This window comes from Flammeovirga sp. SJP92 (assembly GCF_001583495.1).
Classification (GTDB): Bacteria; Bacteroidota; Bacteroidia; order Cytophagales; family Flammeovirgaceae; genus Flammeovirga.
This window is the reverse complement of record NZ_LQAQ01000015.1, coordinates 83,733-101,591: the sequence shown is the minus strand read 5'-3', so window position 1 is coordinate 101,591 and position 17,859 is coordinate 83,733. Positions and strand designations below refer to the sequence as shown.

At 34.8% G+C, this 17,859-nt stretch carries 11 protein-coding genes; 9 read left to right on the top strand and 2 right to left on the bottom strand.

Annotation, left to right across the window (positions count from 1 at the left end):
* Positions 1-14 precede the first annotated feature (14 nt).
* Positions 15-1,013 carry an AraC family transcriptional regulator gene (locus AVL50_RS01810; protein WP_062614766.1) on the top strand — a complete coding sequence of 333 codons (999 nt, stop codon included), beginning with the start codon at positions 15-17 and terminating at the stop codon, positions 1,011-1,013.
* A gap of 28 nt (positions 1,014-1,041) precedes the next feature.
* Here the strand turns inward: AVL50_RS01810 and AVL50_RS01805 are convergent, their stop codons facing one another.
* Entirely contained in the window at positions 1,042-3,405 is a 2,364-nt protein-coding gene (locus AVL50_RS01805) for an arylsulfatase (protein ID WP_062614765.1), read from the bottom strand.
* A 186-nt stretch (positions 3,406-3,591) separates the two neighbouring features.
* On the opposite strand from AVL50_RS01805, the gene AVL50_RS01800 reads away from it, so the two are divergent.
* Together AVL50_RS01800 and AVL50_RS01795 are read left to right on the top strand one after the other, a co-directional pair.
* A complete protein-coding gene (locus tag AVL50_RS01800; RefSeq protein WP_062614764.1) occupies positions 3,592-4,365 on the top strand; it encodes a hypothetical protein in 774 nt (257 codons plus the stop codon).
* 308 nt (positions 4,366-4,673) lie between these two features.
* Positions 4,674-5,657 (top strand): endonuclease/exonuclease/phosphatase family protein, encoded by a 984-nt coding sequence (locus AVL50_RS01795; RefSeq protein WP_062614763.1) that lies wholly within the window; start codon positions 4,674-4,676, stop codon positions 5,655-5,657.
* A 117-nt stretch (positions 5,658-5,774) separates the two neighbouring features.
* Here AVL50_RS01795 and AVL50_RS01790 read toward each other — a convergent pair whose 3' ends face one another.
* Positions 5,775-9,086 carry a glycoside hydrolase family 38 C-terminal domain-containing protein gene (locus AVL50_RS01790; RefSeq protein WP_062614762.1) on the bottom strand — a complete coding sequence of 1,104 codons (3,312 nt, stop codon included), beginning with the start codon at positions 9,084-9,086 and terminating at the stop codon, positions 5,775-5,777.
* Positions 9,087-9,491: 405 nt separating this feature from the next.
* Here AVL50_RS01790 and AVL50_RS01785 point away from each other — a divergent pair, with 405 nt between their 5' ends.
* The 6 genes from AVL50_RS01785 to AVL50_RS01760 all read left to right on the top strand — a co-directional run bounded on the left by AVL50_RS01785 (position 9,492) and on the right by AVL50_RS01760 (position 17,831).
* Complete coding sequence (locus tag AVL50_RS01785; RefSeq protein WP_062614761.1) at positions 9,492-11,834, top strand: amylo-alpha-1,6-glucosidase; 2,343 nt, start codon at positions 9,492-9,494, stop codon at positions 11,832-11,834.
* A 120-nt stretch (positions 11,835-11,954) separates the two neighbouring features.
* Positions 11,955-12,779, top strand: coding sequence for an RDD family protein (locus tag AVL50_RS01780; protein ID WP_062614760.1), 825 nt, complete (start codon positions 11,955-11,957; stop codon positions 12,777-12,779).
* A gap of 165 nt (positions 12,780-12,944) precedes the next feature.
* The gene (locus tag AVL50_RS01775) at positions 12,945-14,558 is read left to right on the top strand and encodes a sulfatase-like hydrolase/transferase (RefSeq protein WP_062614759.1); all 1,614 of its coding nucleotides are present in this window, start codon (positions 12,945-12,947) and stop codon (positions 14,556-14,558) included.
* A 243-nt stretch (positions 14,559-14,801) separates the two neighbouring features.
* Positions 14,802-15,269 carry a nuclear transport factor 2 family protein gene (locus tag AVL50_RS01770; RefSeq protein ID WP_062614758.1) on the top strand — a complete coding sequence of 156 codons (468 nt, stop codon included), beginning with the start codon at positions 14,802-14,804 and terminating at the stop codon, positions 15,267-15,269.
* A 2-nt stretch (positions 15,270-15,271) separates the two neighbouring features.
* Positions 15,272-16,231 carry an SDR family NAD(P)-dependent oxidoreductase gene (locus AVL50_RS01765; protein WP_062614757.1) on the top strand — a complete coding sequence of 320 codons (960 nt, stop codon included), beginning with the start codon at positions 15,272-15,274 and terminating at the stop codon, positions 16,229-16,231.
* Position 16,232: 1 nt separating this feature from the next.
* Positions 16,233-17,831 (top strand): NAD(P)/FAD-dependent oxidoreductase, encoded by a 1,599-nt coding sequence (locus AVL50_RS01760; RefSeq protein ID WP_062614756.1) that lies wholly within the window; start codon positions 16,233-16,235, stop codon positions 17,829-17,831.
* Positions 17,832-17,859: the final 28 nt, after the last annotated feature.

Below are 17,859 nucleotides of genomic sequence, written 5' to 3'. Positions count from 1 at the left end.
TTTTATAATGAATCATGGAAGACAATTTACTTGAAATAAGAACTGATGAGACGAACCCTATTTCATCCTACGAACTCATCAAAAAAGACTTTGGAGCTAGCGTTGATGGCAATCATTTAAGACTTGAAAATGATAAATACGGTAAGCTTGACATGATTTATTATGAGTATTTTCCAAAACTGATTTGCGGAGTTACAAACCTTAAACTCAACGTACCCATTAGAATTTTAAATAGTACTGAAAAGAAGGAAAAGTATGTAAGTATTAGAATTGGGAATTCAGGTGATTTTACTTCTGAAACAAAAAAGAAATCTACTTTTATGAATTCCTTATATGTCTATAACAGTAATCAGGAATTTTATATTGATTACCCTGTAGATCAGTCTATAAGATGGTATTATTTGAGGATTCCAGTCCATTTGATGGATAAGTTTATCTATTTGCCAAACGATGCATTAAATGAGCTTATTCATAAAGACGAAGCATGGTTTTATTATGATTCCTTGACTCCAGATTTAGATAAAATAATCTCAGAATTGGATTTTTTTATACAAGATCCTGTTATGCAAAAAGGAATACTTTTTTCAAAAATGATAGAGGTGCTAAACATTCTACAGAAGCGTTCTCATGAAAATGGGCTTGAAAATGTAGTGTATGGTGTCCATAAAAATGACTTGAATTTGGTGTTTAGGTTGAAAGATGATATCCTCTCAAACTTGAATGAAGTTCCAGATTTAAAAGTTTTGGTGAAAAAATATGGAATGAGTGAATCTAAACTTCAAAAAACTTTCAAAAAGGTCTATAAAAAACCTATTCTACAATTTTTTAATCATCATAGGCTAGAGGAGGCACAGCGACAAGTGATTCAGACAGAGAAGGACTTGAGTCAAATTAGCTTTGAGTTGGGATTTACAGATTTGACACATTTCAGTAAAAGGTATTTTTCAAAGTTTGGTGAAAGACCATCTGTAACAAGAAAAAAGTCAGTAGATAATCCACTGACTTTTAAATAATCTATAAATTTACTAGAATTTCAAACTTCTATTTTAAAGCTTGGGTATTACCGTACTCATTAATTAATTCAAGCGTCACCATCTTGAGTTGACCAGAATAATCTGAGTCTTTAGTTTTGTAACTCTTGCTCACAGGAGTACCTGTATCTTGCCCAATGTCTAATGTCTCATCAAGAGAGAATAAGTTTGGAATTGTTTTCTCCACACGTCCTTCACCTAGTCTCTTACCATCAGCGTAGATTGTAATTGTAGAAGCAGTGTAAGGTTTTTTCTCATCCATAATCACTCTTGCTACAACGTTTTTAGTGCCTACAGGGATTTTTGATGAAGTTTTAATGCTGTAAAAATCAGAAGAATTACTGTATTCATAATGAACATATCCCGCTTTGTCTACTCTTAAAACAAAACCACCAAAACGACCACCTTGAGTAATCAATACTCCTTGATCACCTTTTTTATAACCTCCATCAAGAGAAGCATCCATTGTGTGTGAAATGAACTTGGTAAAAGGAGTAGCCCCTTCAGGTAATCTCAATCCATTCGGATATTTGAAAACAGTCTGTCCAGCAGTTAAAGAAGGACGGAAAGTACTTCTGAAACGTTCAGTTCTACGGTCATCAATAGGAAGAGCATTTGCTTTAGCAGCCTCTGCGAAGAACATATATTTCATGTACTCCAATTTCTCAGGCATTTCTTCTGCTAAATCTTTTGATTGTGAGAAGTCGTCCTTTAGGTTGTAAAGTTCCCATTTCATATCAGTGATTTCAACATGTGCAGTTGACCCTGATATCCATGGAATATTTCTCATGGCACCTGCCCACCATCCATCGTGATAAATACCCATATTACCTCCAATCTCAAAGTATTGAGTAGTATGTGTTTCTTTTGCATCTTTATTGTCAAAAGAGTATACCATTGAAGTACCCTCTAATGGTTTCTGAGTGTAGCCATCAATTTCTTTTGGCATTTCTAATCCAGCCACTTCAAGAATTGTAGGTGCAATATCAGTAATATGCGTAAACTGACTTCTCACTTCACCTCTTGATTGAATTCCATTCGGGTATGAAATTGTCATTGCATTTCTAACACCACCTAAATGTGAAGCAATTTGTTTTGCCCATTGGTAAGGAGAGTTCACCGCCCATGCCCAGGCAGCAGGCATATGGTTGAAATAATCTTCAGTACCTAAACGGTTAGATTTTACAGCAGCTACTTTATCTTCCCATTTCTCAGGCATTCCATTAAAGAATGTCATCTCATTTAACATACCTTCTTGTCCACCTTCAGCAGAACCACCATTATCACCTGCGATATAGATAAAAATAGTATTATCTAATTTGCCCATTTCCTCAATAGCATCATAAAGACGTTTAACTTGAGCATCCGTGTGTTCTGTAAATCCAGCAAACACTTCCATCATGCGAGCATAAACCATTTTTTGCTCTTCATTTAAACTATCCCAAGCCGGTAAAGATTCAGGACGAGGAGTCAATTCAGCATCTGCAGGAATTAATCCTTTTGCTTTCATATTATTGAATGCTTCTTCTCTGTAAACATCCCAACCTGCATCGAATTTTCCTTTGTATTTCTCAATGTACTCTGCTGGAGCTTGGTGAGGAGCATGTGCTGCACCAGGAGCAAAATACACGAAGAAAGGTTTGTCAGGAGCAACTGCATTGACCGACTGAACATAGTTGATCGCTTTGTCTGCCATATCAGTAGTTAAGTGATAAGGAGACCCGTCTTCGTTAGTTTCAGGAGAAATAATTCTTTTTCTATCTTCTACTAAGGCAGGGTGGAATTGATCTGTGTCACCACCAACAAAACCATAGAAATAATCAAATCCTAAATCGTTTGGCCAACGGTCAAAAGGTCCAGTGAAAGAAGCTTCCCAGTTAGGGACATTATGGTTTTTTCCGTACCAAGAAGTAGAGTAGCCTTTTTTCTGGAGTACTTTTGCAAAAGAACCAACTTCACCAGGAATCTCGGTAGTGTAGCCAGAGTTACCAGTACCTACTTCCATGATAATACCAGTTTCTGCAGTATGATGGTTTCTACCTGTTAACAGTGCCGCTCTAGTTGGAGAACACAAGGCAGTAGTATGGAATCTTGAATAAGTCAAACCTTTATCAGCGATTTCATCAAAAGCAGGAGTTTCAATCTGTCCACCCATGTGGCCCATTTGAGCATACCCAACATCATCTAAAAGTACCAATACAATGTTTGGAGCCTCTGTTAAATTATTCGCTCTAAAGTTTAATTCTTTCGTTGGAGAATCCTCAGATTCATGTACTGTCAGCCCTTTCACATTTTGAGCAGAAGCCATAAAAGGTAATGCAGAAGCTATGATAGCTATACTTAATACCGATTTAATTTTTCTATTTATAAACATATTGATTGTTGTTGTTGATGCTCAAAATTAAGAGGAGATGCACTGTTTTTGTTGTTATGTTTCAATATTGAATTGGTACAAAACAGTTTTTCAGAATAATGAAATGAATAAAAGAATGTAAGGTTCAGAGTTTGAAAAGGAGATCATTTTCACTATTTTAAATGATAACCAATACAACAACTATCTATGAAAATTGAAATCAGAAAATGGGTCATAAGAGCATTATTACTCTGTTTTGTCAGTATTATATCCATCTTATTCATGATGTCATATCCTCAAATTCTTTATGCGAAGAGAACTCAAGTGGGGAATTATATCATCTATCATGAAAATGACTTGAACCAATATTTTTATCAGAGACTGCATAATGTTGACTCTGTTTTTAGAGGAAGTGAATTATACAATGATCAACTAAAACTAGAAATATGCCTTAGTGATGGGGTAGCCTATCCAACATTAATGAAAATGATTTGGGGCGATGCATTTGGTTGGGGGATGAACACAATAGCAACAGTAAATGGGAATATCAATTTTCAAGAAAATACCATTGAACTACATGGGTATAAATGGAATTTTGAGCAATTAATACTTCATGAACTGACGCATTGTTCACAATTTAATGCATTAGGTCTGCTGAATTCTAATCCTTTAGCCAAGCATCCGGAATGGAAGTGGGAAGGATATGCGGAATATGTTTCTCGCTTTAAAAAAGGACAACATTCACTGATAAAAAATATAAATCGAATAGAAAGCGCAAGAACTGTAAACCCAGAAGAATGGGGTGTTTTTTTTGAAGATCAGACTGTAGCACCAAGGGGTTATTATGATTATTGGCTATTGGTACAATATGTATTGGAAGTGAAAAAAATGACTTACAAGGAACTGTTACAATCAAATTTAAAGGAAGAGGATGTGAAAAAAGAAATGATGATGTGGTATGATTTGAAAGTAAGGAATTGAGATTTTTTTACTAATATTTATATTTCATTGATACTGGTATTTCTATTTTTTTTTGTACTTAACAGGTACTTAATAATTTCTTATTATGCTGATTAATAATTTAATATGAAATAATTTCTATATTTAGAAAACAACACTTTTTTTAAGCCAACTATTTTTCATTTGTAAGTTTGAAATTATTTCTCTTTCAAATCTATAATATTTTTCTTACTGAATTTTTTATGTAATAAAGAGAATCTGTTGATTTATTTCAATGTTGTTTGATTTTTATACCAGTTAAATAAATTCTTAACTAAACTTTTCCAATTATGAGAATTGCCACTTTTAACATTGAAAACCTTGATTTCTCTGGAGATGACAAAAATCCGTCTTTAGAACTACGAAAACCAGCTTTAAAAAACCAATTCGAAAGAATGGATGCAGATGTGGTATGTTTGCAAGAAGTTCATGGTCAAGAAACACCTGAACACTCTTCGGATAACCCAAGCAGAACCTTATCTGCTTTAGATACTATTCTTGATGGAACAAAATATCAGGAATATCATAAAGTGAGTACTATGACACAAGAGAATACTCCAAGAGATAAGAGGAACCTTGTGATTCTTTCTAAGTATGAAATACTTGAGGTTGCTCAGTATAATAATGATTTCATAAATAATTTGATGTACAGAAAAGTAACTCAAATTCCAGAAACTGATGACATACTAAATGTAAATTGGGAAAGACCAATTTTTTATGTCAAACTTAAAATCTCTGATCATGATGTAATGCATGTTATAAACGTTCATTTTAAGTCAAGATTGGCTTCTAATATAAAAGGGCAACTCTCAGGTTATCAATGGAAAAGTGCATCTGGATGGGCTGAAGGTTATTTTCTTTCTTCGATTAAGAGAGTGGGGCAGGCTTTAGAAACAAGAATTTTGATAGATAATATTTTTGAACAAGAACCTGAAGCAAAAATTGTGGTATGTGGAGATTTTAATGCTGAACCTGGACAAGTACCTGTAGAAGCAATTCAAGGTAAAATGGAGAATACAAACAATCCAAACTTGATTTCGAAAGAACTAATTTCGTGTAGTCGATCAATTGCAGAATCTATCAGGTATTCTCATTTACATCATGGAAAAGGAAATCTTTTGGATCATATGCTGGTCTCAAAGTCATTATTCCAGCATTTCAAAGATGCTAAAATATTTAATGAACAATTACATGATGAAAGCTTACCTTTTGCATTTGATACAAAATATCCTGAATCAGATCATGCAGTCTTTTTAAGTGAATTTAATCTTTAATTGCTTAGAAATTTGTTATTAAACTCAATGGTCTTAAAGAAAGCTAATTAAAAAAGGCCACTCTTATTCCTTAATATACAGGAAATAAGAGTGGCTTTTAGGTTTTTATTTTTCTAATTACTTTGAAGCACTCTCACCATTTACTTTCACCAATAAGAATCTTACACCCCAACCTGGGATATTTTCACCTTGTTGGAAAGCACCTTTATTATCACCGTTGATATTTGAAAGGTAAACCCCTTCAACTTTATCAGAAGCAGTCCATTCTAAAATAGAATCACCAGCATTTGCATTTAATACCGTCAATAATACATGCTCTTTGTCCATTGGTCTTGAAGCAGTAATGATTAGATCATTTGCCGTAGGTTGGATAAATGCAGTGTAGTTATCATTTTCGTTTTCAGAAATTAAGATTGGTTGAGCCACTGCCATACTGAATTTCTTTGCATCAGTAGAAACATAAGCACCGTGTGGTCTTAACATAAAACGGAATGAGTGCCATCCTTCTTGAGAAGCTTTGTAATTGGTTTCCCAATAGTTATTCATCAGGTATGCATAGATGGTTTGCGTTGGTTTTACTTCTTGCACCCAACCATATGATAAAGCATCTGTAGTGATCTCACCTAATTCAATCATTGGAGCATCAGGAGTGACCCAAGTTACACCATGATCAAGGTTTGAAACATCAGCGTAACGTTGTACTGTGAAGTAGTTTTTACAAGAACCTTGTAATTGTTCTTTTTCAGGAATGTACTCACCAAATGGAGCGTCAATTCTTACTGTACCATTTTTCACATTGAATGGGAAAGCAATATGAACACCTTCAGGATCGTAAACGTTTGTTTTGTTGATTTGATTGTCGATAGCTACCACTTCAGAGTAGGCATTGACCTCAAAAGTTCGTTTCCATTCTTCAGTACCAGGAGCAGAAGAACTTACTTCGATAACACTTACCAAGTCACCTTTTTCTAACCATTTAATTTGAATGTCATTGGCAGTTGTAAGAGGTGATTTAGGGCTTCTGCCTGCTACATAATAGTAGTCATTCAATCCCTTTAATTCAGAATTATCAGAAAGTTCTTTCTTTCTTACTTTGTCATAAAGTGAAGCTACGCTACCATTTTCAGCATTGATTTCTAATTTGATGAAGTCGTTCTCAATAGTATTATCAGCTACTTTCAATGCTTTTTGACCATTACACTTCTTACAGTTTTTACAGTCCTTGCATTTCTTACATTCCTTATTGCATTTCATTTCAGCTGTTGAGAATAATTCCAACTGACCGTAAGCCGGTAAGTGATCCACATAAACCGCCAATTCACCATTACTCAAACGCTGAGTAGGGTAGTATTTTCCATCTTGATCTACAATGTAATCACCATTTGAAGTTTTCTCAGCACTTAATCTTACTAATTCAGAACGGTCCCAGTTCAATGTATTCGTCAATAAAATACCTTTTGTTTTTTCGCCAATAGCCAATGCTCTTTCTAATAATTCATCAGCAATTGAATCCGCTTTGATAGCGAAAGATTGTTTTACTGCCCATTGAGAATGAACGAAATCAGCTTCTGGTTCTGAGATAGAATTGTAAGCACCCCATGTATGCTCGTTGTATAATAAAACATATCTCCATGCTTGCTCGAATGTTTCATTTGGAATATCAGCACCGTTCAATGACATAATTGTCATGGCTTGAGAAAGTTTTTCAGAAGCGTTTCTTACTAATGCTGTTTCTGCAGAAGTTGAACCTGCACCGTCTTCCCAATAAGGAGTGAAGTCACCTTTTACTACAGGAAGTTGATCGCCATATTTATCTTCAAAAGCTTTGAATGATTCAGTTGTAGTAGACAACATTACTTTAGGAGTCTCATACGTATCATTCCACTCTTTTACCGTTTCAGAAATACCCGTATCTACTGGACCATTATCTGAACCTACTGTATAACGTAAAGTGGTGATGTCATAAGGATATGTTCTCTCATTCAATTCATTTAAGTAATCAAACACAGATTTTGGTGTCAATAACACTTTCAAATCTGTAAAACCTAAACCTGTATGGAAGTGGCTATACCCTTTTTCGTGTACCCAAACCATTACTTTTTCCTCTCCAGAAGGTGAGGCCCAGTAGAATGGACGGTCGCCCCAAGTGGAGATAGTTCCACCAATTCTATGGAATACGTTTGTACCTGCTGAAAGATATTTTACACCTGAATGTGCTAAAACAGGAACTAATCCCCATGTGTAACCCGGTACGTCAGTGATCATTGCAGATTCCATTGGAGCACCAGTTTCATTCGCCACTTGTAAGGCATCAAAAGTAGATTCTACCAATTCTTGAGGATTCGATAAACCTGTCAACATATTACCATAAAGACCGTTCAGCTCAATAGAACCATCTTTTACAGCCTCTAAAAATGCAACTCTTTTTTCAGGGGAAACATTTTTCAAATAGCTCTCTACGGCCCACATTACTTCCACACTCCATTTGAATTGAGACCCTTCAGGGAAATTAGCTGTCTTTTTGCTCATCATTACAGCATCATCCAGGTTTTTCCATTGCATTTTCTCTACTTCATCTTGCGTATGTGTATATCCGATATCAACATGAGAGTGGTGCAATAAATAAACAGTATAAGGTTTTACAGGTTCTACCTCCAATACTTGTTCATCCAATACTTTTTTACCTACAGTTACTTTAACAGGGATAGAAGTAGTTTCTTCTACTTTTGGAATGTTTACTCTAAAAACATTGGCTCCCACATTAAGCGTTACTTTTTCCTTTGATTTACCAGCTGTAATAGTCGCCAGAGCGGGATCGCCATAGTGTAAAATCGTTGCTCTTAATTGTTGTTTTGGGCCTTTGTCTGATTTGATGACAGCAGGTTCTTGTTTCCAGCTTACATTACCATCAACGCCATACTTGAACATCATAAACCAGCTAGATTTACCAATAGTAGGAGCCACCACTTTCATTTTAACTGGTTTTCCTTTTGGCAAGTCAGCCGTTTTGATTTTCAAGAAGCCATAGCCAAACATATCACTATAGGCATCAATCATTGTCCCTTTGAATGTCAGTTTTGAACCATTAGGACCATCAGCAGTTACATCTTGAAGAATACTTTCTTCTGGGGCTGTAAAAGTGAAATATTTTTTATCATTAATATAGAAATCAAAATCATATTGGGCTCTGTCAATATCAACACCCATGATAACGCCATATTCTGCATATTCGCCATCATAAGAAGTAGGTACTGCTTCAGCTTCCCATTCCATTTCATTTTTTCCTTCAGAACATCTTACCAACATGGCTTGGTTGGCATCTTCTTGAGGTGATTTGTAAGGCATAATATCACCTTTGATATAATCGGTGTAGCCTTTTAAGAATAATTTATCTTGTGCATAGCTAAGTTGTGTTGTGATTATGCACATTAGCACAATCATTAAATGTCTGTAGTTAAGTTGATTCATTTCAGGTAATCATTAAGTTTAAACATATGGACATAAAGATGGTGAATCGTGTGTAGAAAATACATTTATTATATGTTAAGCAAGAATTATTAACAGATTTAAGAACAACCGATTTAAATTTAAAAAGCAGTAAAGAGCGTTTTATTATAAAGGTTTTGTAATATGCTGTTCATTAGAATGTTAGTGTTGTGTTTTTTCGAATTTTATGAAAAATACTGCATATAACAATTTTCAAATTACATTTATTAATAAAATAGAAATCATTTTGAGACCTATGAACAATTGTTAACTTAGAGGAACATAAATAATAGTATTGCGTGATAGCATAATGTTCTATCACAAGGTTTTAAGATTAACAAAATAGAGATGAGGGTTATTAAAAGTGCATTTATACTTCTCGCTTTGGTACTCTTTTATGGGTGTGCTGAAGAAAACAATGAGCATAAATTTACAGCTAAAGAAGCCGTTAAAGATGAAGTTTTACAGACATTGAAAGTGAATGTTGCTGCGGCAGAAAATAGAGTTGTTACTTATACCAATAAAAGAAGTGCTTATTTCCAAACACAGACACATATTTTAAATAGTGAATTGTATAGTTGGTTTAATGGGTGGAATATTGGTCAGAAAAGAATCTTAAGTGATTATGAGTTGACGGTAGACGGAAAACCTTTTGATCGTGCCAACTCAAAAGTGGAAGTTTTCCCTCATTACTTAGAAAGAGCTACAGCTCAAGGTACTGAGCGATTAATTCTTTTTGATGATCAAGATGTTATTTATGTTGATTTCCGTGATGTAAAAGGGAAAGTCACAAATCTAACTGTAACAGGTGATCAGATTAAATTAGAGAGTAGAGACAAAAATGCATCTTATTTTGTGTCTTCAGAATCAGAAGATCACTTTGTGGTGGTGGCTCCTTCACATGATGAAAAAATTGATGAGGAAGGTAATGCAAAAGTGACCGCTTCAGGAAAAGGTGGTTTTTATATTTCATATGCCAAAACAAAAGAAGATGGTCTTGCATTAATCCAACAAGCAAGAATCGAACATGGGGCATGGATGCAAGAGCGTACGGATCGTATGACGCAATTGATCACAGAAAATACAGCAATCAAAACTGAAGACCCTCATTTTGATAAAGCCTTAATGTGGTTGACATTGACTATGGACGAAATGGTGACACATCAAAGAGGTTATGGTATTTATGCTGGTATTCCTTGGTTTAACGAGTATTGGGGTAGAGATACATTTATTTCATTGCCGGGCGGTACTTTAGTATTAGGTGAGACTGAGGTAGCGAAGAAAATCTTACTTTCTTTCGCGGATGTTCAAGACAAAAAATCAACTTCAAAATACTACGGTAGAATTCCAAATATTGTAAAAATGGAATCACTGAACTACCATACAACCGACGGTACACCTCGTTTTATCTTTGAATTATTAGACTATATCCAATACTCTGGAGATAATTCATTGATCAAAGAAATGTATCCTACAGTAAAAAGAAGTGTGGATGGTGCATTGAAAAACTGGGTAAACAAAAAGGGGTACTTAACGCACGAAGATGCTGATACTTGGATGGATGCGAGAAGAGAACCGGATCACGTTCCTTATTCACCAAGAGGCAGCTACGCCAATGATATTCAGGCCTTATGGTTCAAGCAATTAAATGCGGCGATCTACTGTGCAAAAGAAACAAACCATATCAGCGATATGAAACGTTGGCAAAAAATTGCAGATAAAGTACAAGCTAACTTCAATAATGATTTCTTTGATGATTCACATGCTTATATGGCTGACCGTATAGATCATGCTGATCAACCAGATTTCCAATTCCGTCCAAACCAATTATTTGCAATGGACTTTATGACAGATGATGTGAAGAAAATGGAATTGACTCGTGAAATCTGGGAGCATTTAGTATATCCTTGGGGTGTTGCATCATTAAGCCAAGAAGATCCAAATTTCCACCCTTATCACTTAGCATGGGAGCATTATCATAAAGATGCGGCTTACCATAATGGTACAATTTGGCAATGGAACAATGGTTATGCAATGCAACGTATGATTGAAAGTGGTCAGCCGGATATTGCCTTCCAACTGTTTGAAAATATGAACGAACAGTCGTTGGATATGGGAGCTGTGGGTAGTATGAATGAAAATGCAGATGCTTTCCCACATCCAGGTGAGACTTACCCTAAATTAACGGGTACATACATGCAAGCATGGTCAAATGGTGAGCAATTAAGAGTTTGGTATCAACACTTCTTAGGTTTAAGACCAAATGCAATTGAAAATACAATTACATTGGCACCAAGAATGCCACAAAAGCTGAACAACGTTTCTTATAAAGAGAAGCTAATGGGAGGCACATTAGTAGGTCAATTCGAACGTCAAAAAGAAGTAGAGTTGTATACTTACATAATGGAAGGAAAAGATGTTACATTCAGTTTTGAACATGCTTTATTCCAGCCAATCGTAATTGATGTAAAAGAAGGAGAGAAGGTCTTAGTGACAAGAGATCAGAAAGAATTGACACTGACTGTATTTGGTGTTGATGGAAAACAAAGAGAGTTGAAAAAAGAGCATTTGGATGAAAAATTGGCGAGCCGTCAAGAACAATCAAATAAAATCTTTGAAGGAACTCAATTCTGTAAGCCTTCTATGGATAAAGAATATGAAGCAATGAAACAGACGTTTCAACAAAAATAAAAAGTAGTTTTCAAGAAGAAAGGTCACTGATGAGCATTGGTGGCCTTTTTTATTTTGAAAAATAATGGTTAATATTGATGGAATTACCAAAAGCGAATAAATATATAGCTAAACCGTAAAATGAAAACTAAAATAGAAGGTAGAAAACTAGGCTTTACTCAATTAAAACTATTGGTATTAACATTCTGTATTTGTGAAACTGTTTTCTTTATTGAAGTTGGATCAGACCTGAATGAAATACTGATTTTTCTCTTTATTCTAATGCCTCCATTATGTTTTATTCTTTTAGGTAAAAAATGGGCTAAATGGGTTGCTTCAACTTTGTTGGTGCTGAATGGACTTTTTCTGTTTTTCGGAGGGGTAGACATGGGTTTAATTTTACTTGAAGTAATAGGAGTTATTAATCTCGTTATAGCTATTGCTTTTCATACATTGCCTTCAATGAGGTGTGTTTTTGATAAACAATATGTAGAAAGTAGTCAAGAGAAGGAAAAAAGCCAATCAGAAAATGAAGAGTTTGACTACCCATATTTATCTTCTAGAATTAAAGCTTCCGCTATTGATGGCCTTGTAATGGGTGCCGTTTTGATTCTTATTCTTCAATTGTTCTCTAATGGAGAAAATGGATTAGAAATATTTATTTTCTTTTCTATTATTACCTTGGTCTATGAGCCCATCCTTCTAACATTGTACTCAGCTACAATTGGTCAAAGATTAATGGGAATTATTGTTAGAAATAATGCAGATTTTACAAAGAGAGTCAACCTCTTCCGAGCGGTATTAAGGGCCGTCACGAAATACACTTTAGGATGGCTGTCTTTTTTTACAATTAATCTGAATAACAGACATAGAGCCATTCATGATTTTGTTGGAGACTCTATTGTTCTAAATTTAAAATCTGAAGAAGAAGAGAAGCAAAGTGAAAAGGTTATACTTATGGAGTAATTAAATATTAACGAGATTTTATGTACTTTAGTTGATTTACTTTTTTGCTAAAAAAAATAGATAATTCAAGGCTTTCTTAATGGTTAGAAAGCCTTTTTTATTTGAATTCTCTTTCATAAATTCCTAAAATTATGAAATACTTATAATTTTTTGATTGAAAGCAAAATGAAACAACTACTACTTATAATAGTATTATTATCAATCTTTGAAACTGCTAAAGGACAAGACAACCCTAATATTTTATTGCTCATTGCTGATGATATGGGTGCTGATGTAATGCCCGGTTATGGAATTGGAAATAATCTTCCTTCAACACCCAACCTTGATGCTTTAAGAGAATCAGGCGTAATGTTTACAAATGTATGGGCTACTCCAGTTTGTGCGTCTACAAGAGCTACAATCATGACAGGTAAATATGGTATTAATAACGGTGTCCCTACTGTTCCGGGAGAGTTGAGTACAGATCACACAACTATTTTCTCACAGCTAAAAGAACAAACAAACAACGACTATATCACTTGTTTGGTGGGAAAGTGGCATCTTGGAAAGAATAATGATTATGACCATCCCAATGAGCATGGAGTTGACGAGTATATGGGAGTATTAAAGTCAGGAGTATCGGATTATTATAGTTGGGAGAAAGTAGAAAACAAACAACAAGAAACGTGTAATGAATATGTGACGTCCTATTTTACGGACTATGCAATCAATTGGATCAATAAACAGAAACAACCTTGGTTGATGTGGTTGGCACATGTGACCCCGCATTCACCTTATCAATATCCACCAGAAGGAACTTATTCCACAAATCATACAGGTTCAGCCAATATGAAAAAGTACCTTTCTATGATTGAGAATATGGATTATGAAATTGGACGTCTTTTGGAGAATATTCCCGAAAGTGTGTTGGAGAATACTGTAATTATCTTTGTAGGTGATAACGGTACTCCTGTCAACTTAGTTCAAGGATACAGCCATGGCAAAGGATCATTGTACGAAGGAGGAATGCATGTGCCGATGTTGGTTTCAGGTAAGGGTGTAACATTGCAAAATCAATTTATTGATGAACAGATCAATGTATGTGATTTGTTTGCTACGATGGCTCATTTCTCAGATGAATCGATTGGGGAAAAAGGAGGGTTGTACAACAGTTTAAGTTTCAAGCATCTTCTTTCGGGAGAAGATGGTCCAGTAAGAAAATACAATTATATGGAACTGGGTGCCAAAGATGGTTTCCCCGATGATGCTTACACGATTCGTGAGGCCCAGTATAAAATGATTCAATTTTTGGATACTGAAAATACACAAGAGTTGTATGATCTGAAAAATGACCCCTATGAGACCAATAATTTATTGAGTGGAACATTGACAGTAGATCAACAAGAAAAATTAAAAGAACTAGAAACAGAAGCAAATCGAATAAGAACAAGTTGGTCATGTAATGATGGAATTCTGAATGGAGATGAGATTGCTATTGATTGTGGTGGAGATTGTGGGAGCTGTGAAGTGACTAATTTACCTGATTTTCTACATTCAGAAGAGTTTGCTTTATTTCCTAACCCATTTGAAAATCATTTGACGCTGAACTCTTTCAATGGAACTTCTGCTGTTGTTATAGAAGTGTTTAATACCTCTGGAAAAAAAATAGATCAATTAGAAAAATCTAAAACCGACAGTGTCATTATCAAAACAGAAGATTATTTTCCGGGAATCTATCTGATCTCAGTTTTTCATATTGAATCACAGACTCGAAAAGTATATAAATTGATCAAAAGATAACCTTTTAATCGCTCAAAGTTGATCATGAAAAGGTGAGCTTTGAGAAGTTTAGTAATTGCTGTCACTTTAATAAATTATAACCTCCCATTATTTCATTTCTAAAACCAATAACACTAACTTAGAAGAGAATATGAAATGAGCTCAAATTGAGAACCATTTCATCTTTTGACTAAAAACTATACTCTAGAGAAAAGAATTTGATATACAGATTATTTTTCTACTAGCAAAAGCAAATAACTAAATATGAAAGCAGAAAACTTAAACGAAACAGACAACCCTTATCATCTGACCTTGAAGATAGTGAATGAACTATGGACAAAGACTTACAATACAGATGGTAAACCTGATTGGTCCCATATACTGCCTTATTATGATGAGGAAATCTATTTTAGGGATTCCATTCAAGAGATTAAAGGTATGCCCGATTTCAAAGCAATGACGGAAAGGCTCACAAAACGCTCTAAAGATTTGAAAATGAAATTGGTGAAAGTCCTTCAGAAGGAAAAAGATTTTTTTCTTGAATGGGAAATGACTATCAGTTATAAAAAGTACCCGAGTTCTGTGATGTACGGGGCAAGCAGATTGACCATTAATGAAGAAGGGAAGATAATTGAGCAACGGGACTATTACGACCTCTGGGGAGATATTTTTGATAATATTCCACACTTCGGAAAAGCATACAGAAAGTTTATGAAAAGAAAATTTGGGTGATTATGAAGGAGAATGGAATAAGGTTTTGGAAGTATTTCAAAGAGTACGAATGGTCTAATGTGTATGCTATGCTGAAAAATAACCGTAAAGATCCTCAAATATGTTCATCCGATTTTAAAGGAAAATTGGTCGTCATCACTGGTGCAACATCAGGTATTGGTTATTTAGTGGCTAAAAAATATGCTTCAATGGGAGCAAACCTTTTATGTATTAACCGTAATTATGAAAAATCTGAAAATTTAAAAAACGAAATACAAAATAATTATAATGTAGTATGTGAATACTTATTGGCAGATTTGAGCAACTTAAAGGATACGCATTCAGTGGCTGAAAAGTTAAATCAAATGGATGAACCAATTGATGTTATTATTCATAATGCAGGAGTTTTCTTAACCCAAAAAGAGTTGACCAATGAAGGCATAGAAAAAGTATTGATGGTACATCATATTTCACCTTTTATCATCAATTATAAACTTAAAAACAAGCTAAGGAAACAGGAAAAAGCAAGGATTATCTTAGTGAATTCAGAAGGGCACCGATTTGTTCCTTGGGGATTAAGGTTGGATGATTTGAACTTTAAAAAAAGAAGATATTCTGGGTATTCAAGTTATGGCTCTGCTAAACTTGCGCAGCTTTTATGTATGCTGAAGTTTAAATCCTTTTATGAAAATTCAGGAGTGATTATCAACGCTATGCATCCAGGGGCTGTCAAATCAGACTCAGGCAAGGAAAATGGAAAAGTGTATCAATGGTATAAGAAGCATATTTTAGATCGAAACTTAAAGCCAGCAACTGTATCAGCAGAAGCACTTTACCATTTAGGTGTATCAGAAGAAGTAGAGAAGATCAATGGAAAGTTCTTCAACCTTACTACTTTGGAAGAACCAACTCCTCCAGCATTGGATCACGAAATAGCAGAACTCTTATGGAATATAAGTAAAACGATGGGTAGACTGAATTAAAATGGAGACTTCAAAATATGATGCTGTAATTGTAGGCGGAGGTATAGCGGGGCTTACTTCTGCGGTGTATTTAGCACGAGCAGGAAAAAAGATTGTGCTGATTGAAAAAAATAATGAGTTTGGAGGCTTGGTAAGTTCTTTCAAAAGCAATGGGTTTCATTTTGAAGCAGGGGTGAGGGCATTGGAAAGTGCGGGAGTAATATTACCTATGTTGGATGATTTGCGGATTGAAATAGATGTAGTGAGAAGCAAAGTTTCTGTAGGAGTGGAAGACCAAGTGGTGAGTATTGAAGATGAAGGTTCAATAGTTGAATATCAGAAAATGTTGATTCATCTTTTTCCTGAAAGTCAATTGGAAATAGAAGGTTTTATTTTGGAGATGAAAAGGGTGATGAAGCACCTTGATGTGTTGTATGGAATTGAAAACCCTGTCTTTAAGGACTTGAAGAGAGACGTGAAATATATTTTCAAAGAATTGTTGCCCTGGCTTCCAAAGTTTTTGCTGACTGTCAGAAAGATCAATAAGTTAAGCGTGCCTGTTGAAGCCTATCTGGAGCGGTTAATTACCAATCAGTCTTTGAGAGATATTATTTCACAACATTTTTTCAAAGGGACTCCTGCTTTTTTTGCAATGAGCTATTTCTCTTTGTACTTGGATTATTTTTACCCAAAGTTAGGAGTAGACCAATTAGTAGAGAAGTTAGTGGCAAAAATCAAAGAATACAGAGGAGAGTTGATCACTAATACCATGGTGACAGATATAAATGCCTTTGAAAAATATGTGATTGATCATAATGATAAAAAATACTTTTATGATCATCTGATTTGGGCCGGAGACTTGAAAAATCTTTATGATCATATTTCAATTGAGAAATTGAATTCCAAAACACAAAAGAACTTCAAAGCAAAGAAACATGAATTTGATGCAACAAAAGGAAGTGAGTCAGTATTTTCACTCTACCTTGAAGTCGATTTACCTTTGAGTTATTTCCGTAACATTTCAAATGGACATTTCTTTTATACTCCTAAAAGGAAAGGTCTCAATAAAATACATCGGGAAGAATTGAAAGAAATACTTTTGAACTGGGAGGAGATCAGACGTCCAGTTTTATGGGATTGGGTGTATCGCTTTTTGAATTTCAATACTTTTGAGATATCAATTCCAGGTCTAAAGAATAAGGAACTAGTACCGCCACACAAAACGGGATTGATTATTAGTTTTATCATTGAACATGAGCTTTTTGTCAAATTGAAGAAAAAAGGGTGGTATAAAGCCTTTGTTTCAAAAGTGGAAAACACAATCATTCAGTCTTTGACTAACTCCATCTATCCAGAACTTTCAAGAAATATAGAAAATCAATTTTCTTTTACACCTATCAGCTATAAAGAGCGAATTAATAGTTCTGATGGGGCAATTGTGGGCTGGTCATTTGAAAGGAAAATTCCTGTGCCTCATAAAATTCAAGACTCAGGAAAAGCAATTTTATCACCCATTCCAGATATTTTCCTTGCAGGCCAATGGGCTTACAGTCCTGCAGGTGTACCAATGTCAATTCTGACAGGGAAAATGGCTTCCGATAAGGTTTGTTCATTAAGTTGATGCATTGAAAATTCTTCTTAATATGAAA

Coding starts and splice junctions, on each gene's coding strand:
- AVL50_RS01810 (WP_062614766.1), top strand. CDS start 15: ATGGAAGACAATTTACTTGAAATAAGAACTGATGAGACGAACCCTATT.
- AVL50_RS01805 (WP_062614765.1), bottom strand. CDS start 3,405: ATGTTTATAAATAGAAAAATTAAATCGGTATTAAGTATAGCTATCATA.
- AVL50_RS01790 (WP_062614762.1), bottom strand. CDS start 9,086: ATGTGCATAATCACAACACAACTTAGCTATGCACAAGATAAATTATTC.
- AVL50_RS01785 (WP_062614761.1), top strand. CDS start 9,492: ATGAGGGTTATTAAAAGTGCATTTATACTTCTCGCTTTGGTACTCTTT.
- AVL50_RS01770 (WP_062614758.1), top strand. CDS start 14,802: ATGAAAGCAGAAAACTTAAACGAAACAGACAACCCTTATCATCTGACC.
- AVL50_RS01775 (WP_062614759.1), top strand. CDS start 12,945: ATGAAACAACTACTACTTATAATAGTATTATTATCAATCTTTGAAACT.
- AVL50_RS01800 (WP_062614764.1), top strand. CDS start 3,592: ATGAAAATTGAAATCAGAAAATGGGTCATAAGAGCATTATTACTCTGT.
- AVL50_RS01780 (WP_062614760.1), top strand. CDS start 11,955: ATGAAAACTAAAATAGAAGGTAGAAAACTAGGCTTTACTCAATTAAAA.
- AVL50_RS01795 (WP_062614763.1), top strand. CDS start 4,674: ATGAGAATTGCCACTTTTAACATTGAAAACCTTGATTTCTCTGGAGAT.
- AVL50_RS01765 (WP_062614757.1), top strand. CDS start 15,272: ATGAAGGAGAATGGAATAAGGTTTTGGAAGTATTTCAAAGAGTACGAA.
- AVL50_RS01760 (WP_062614756.1), top strand. CDS start 16,233: ATGGAGACTTCAAAATATGATGCTGTAATTGTAGGCGGAGGTATAGCG.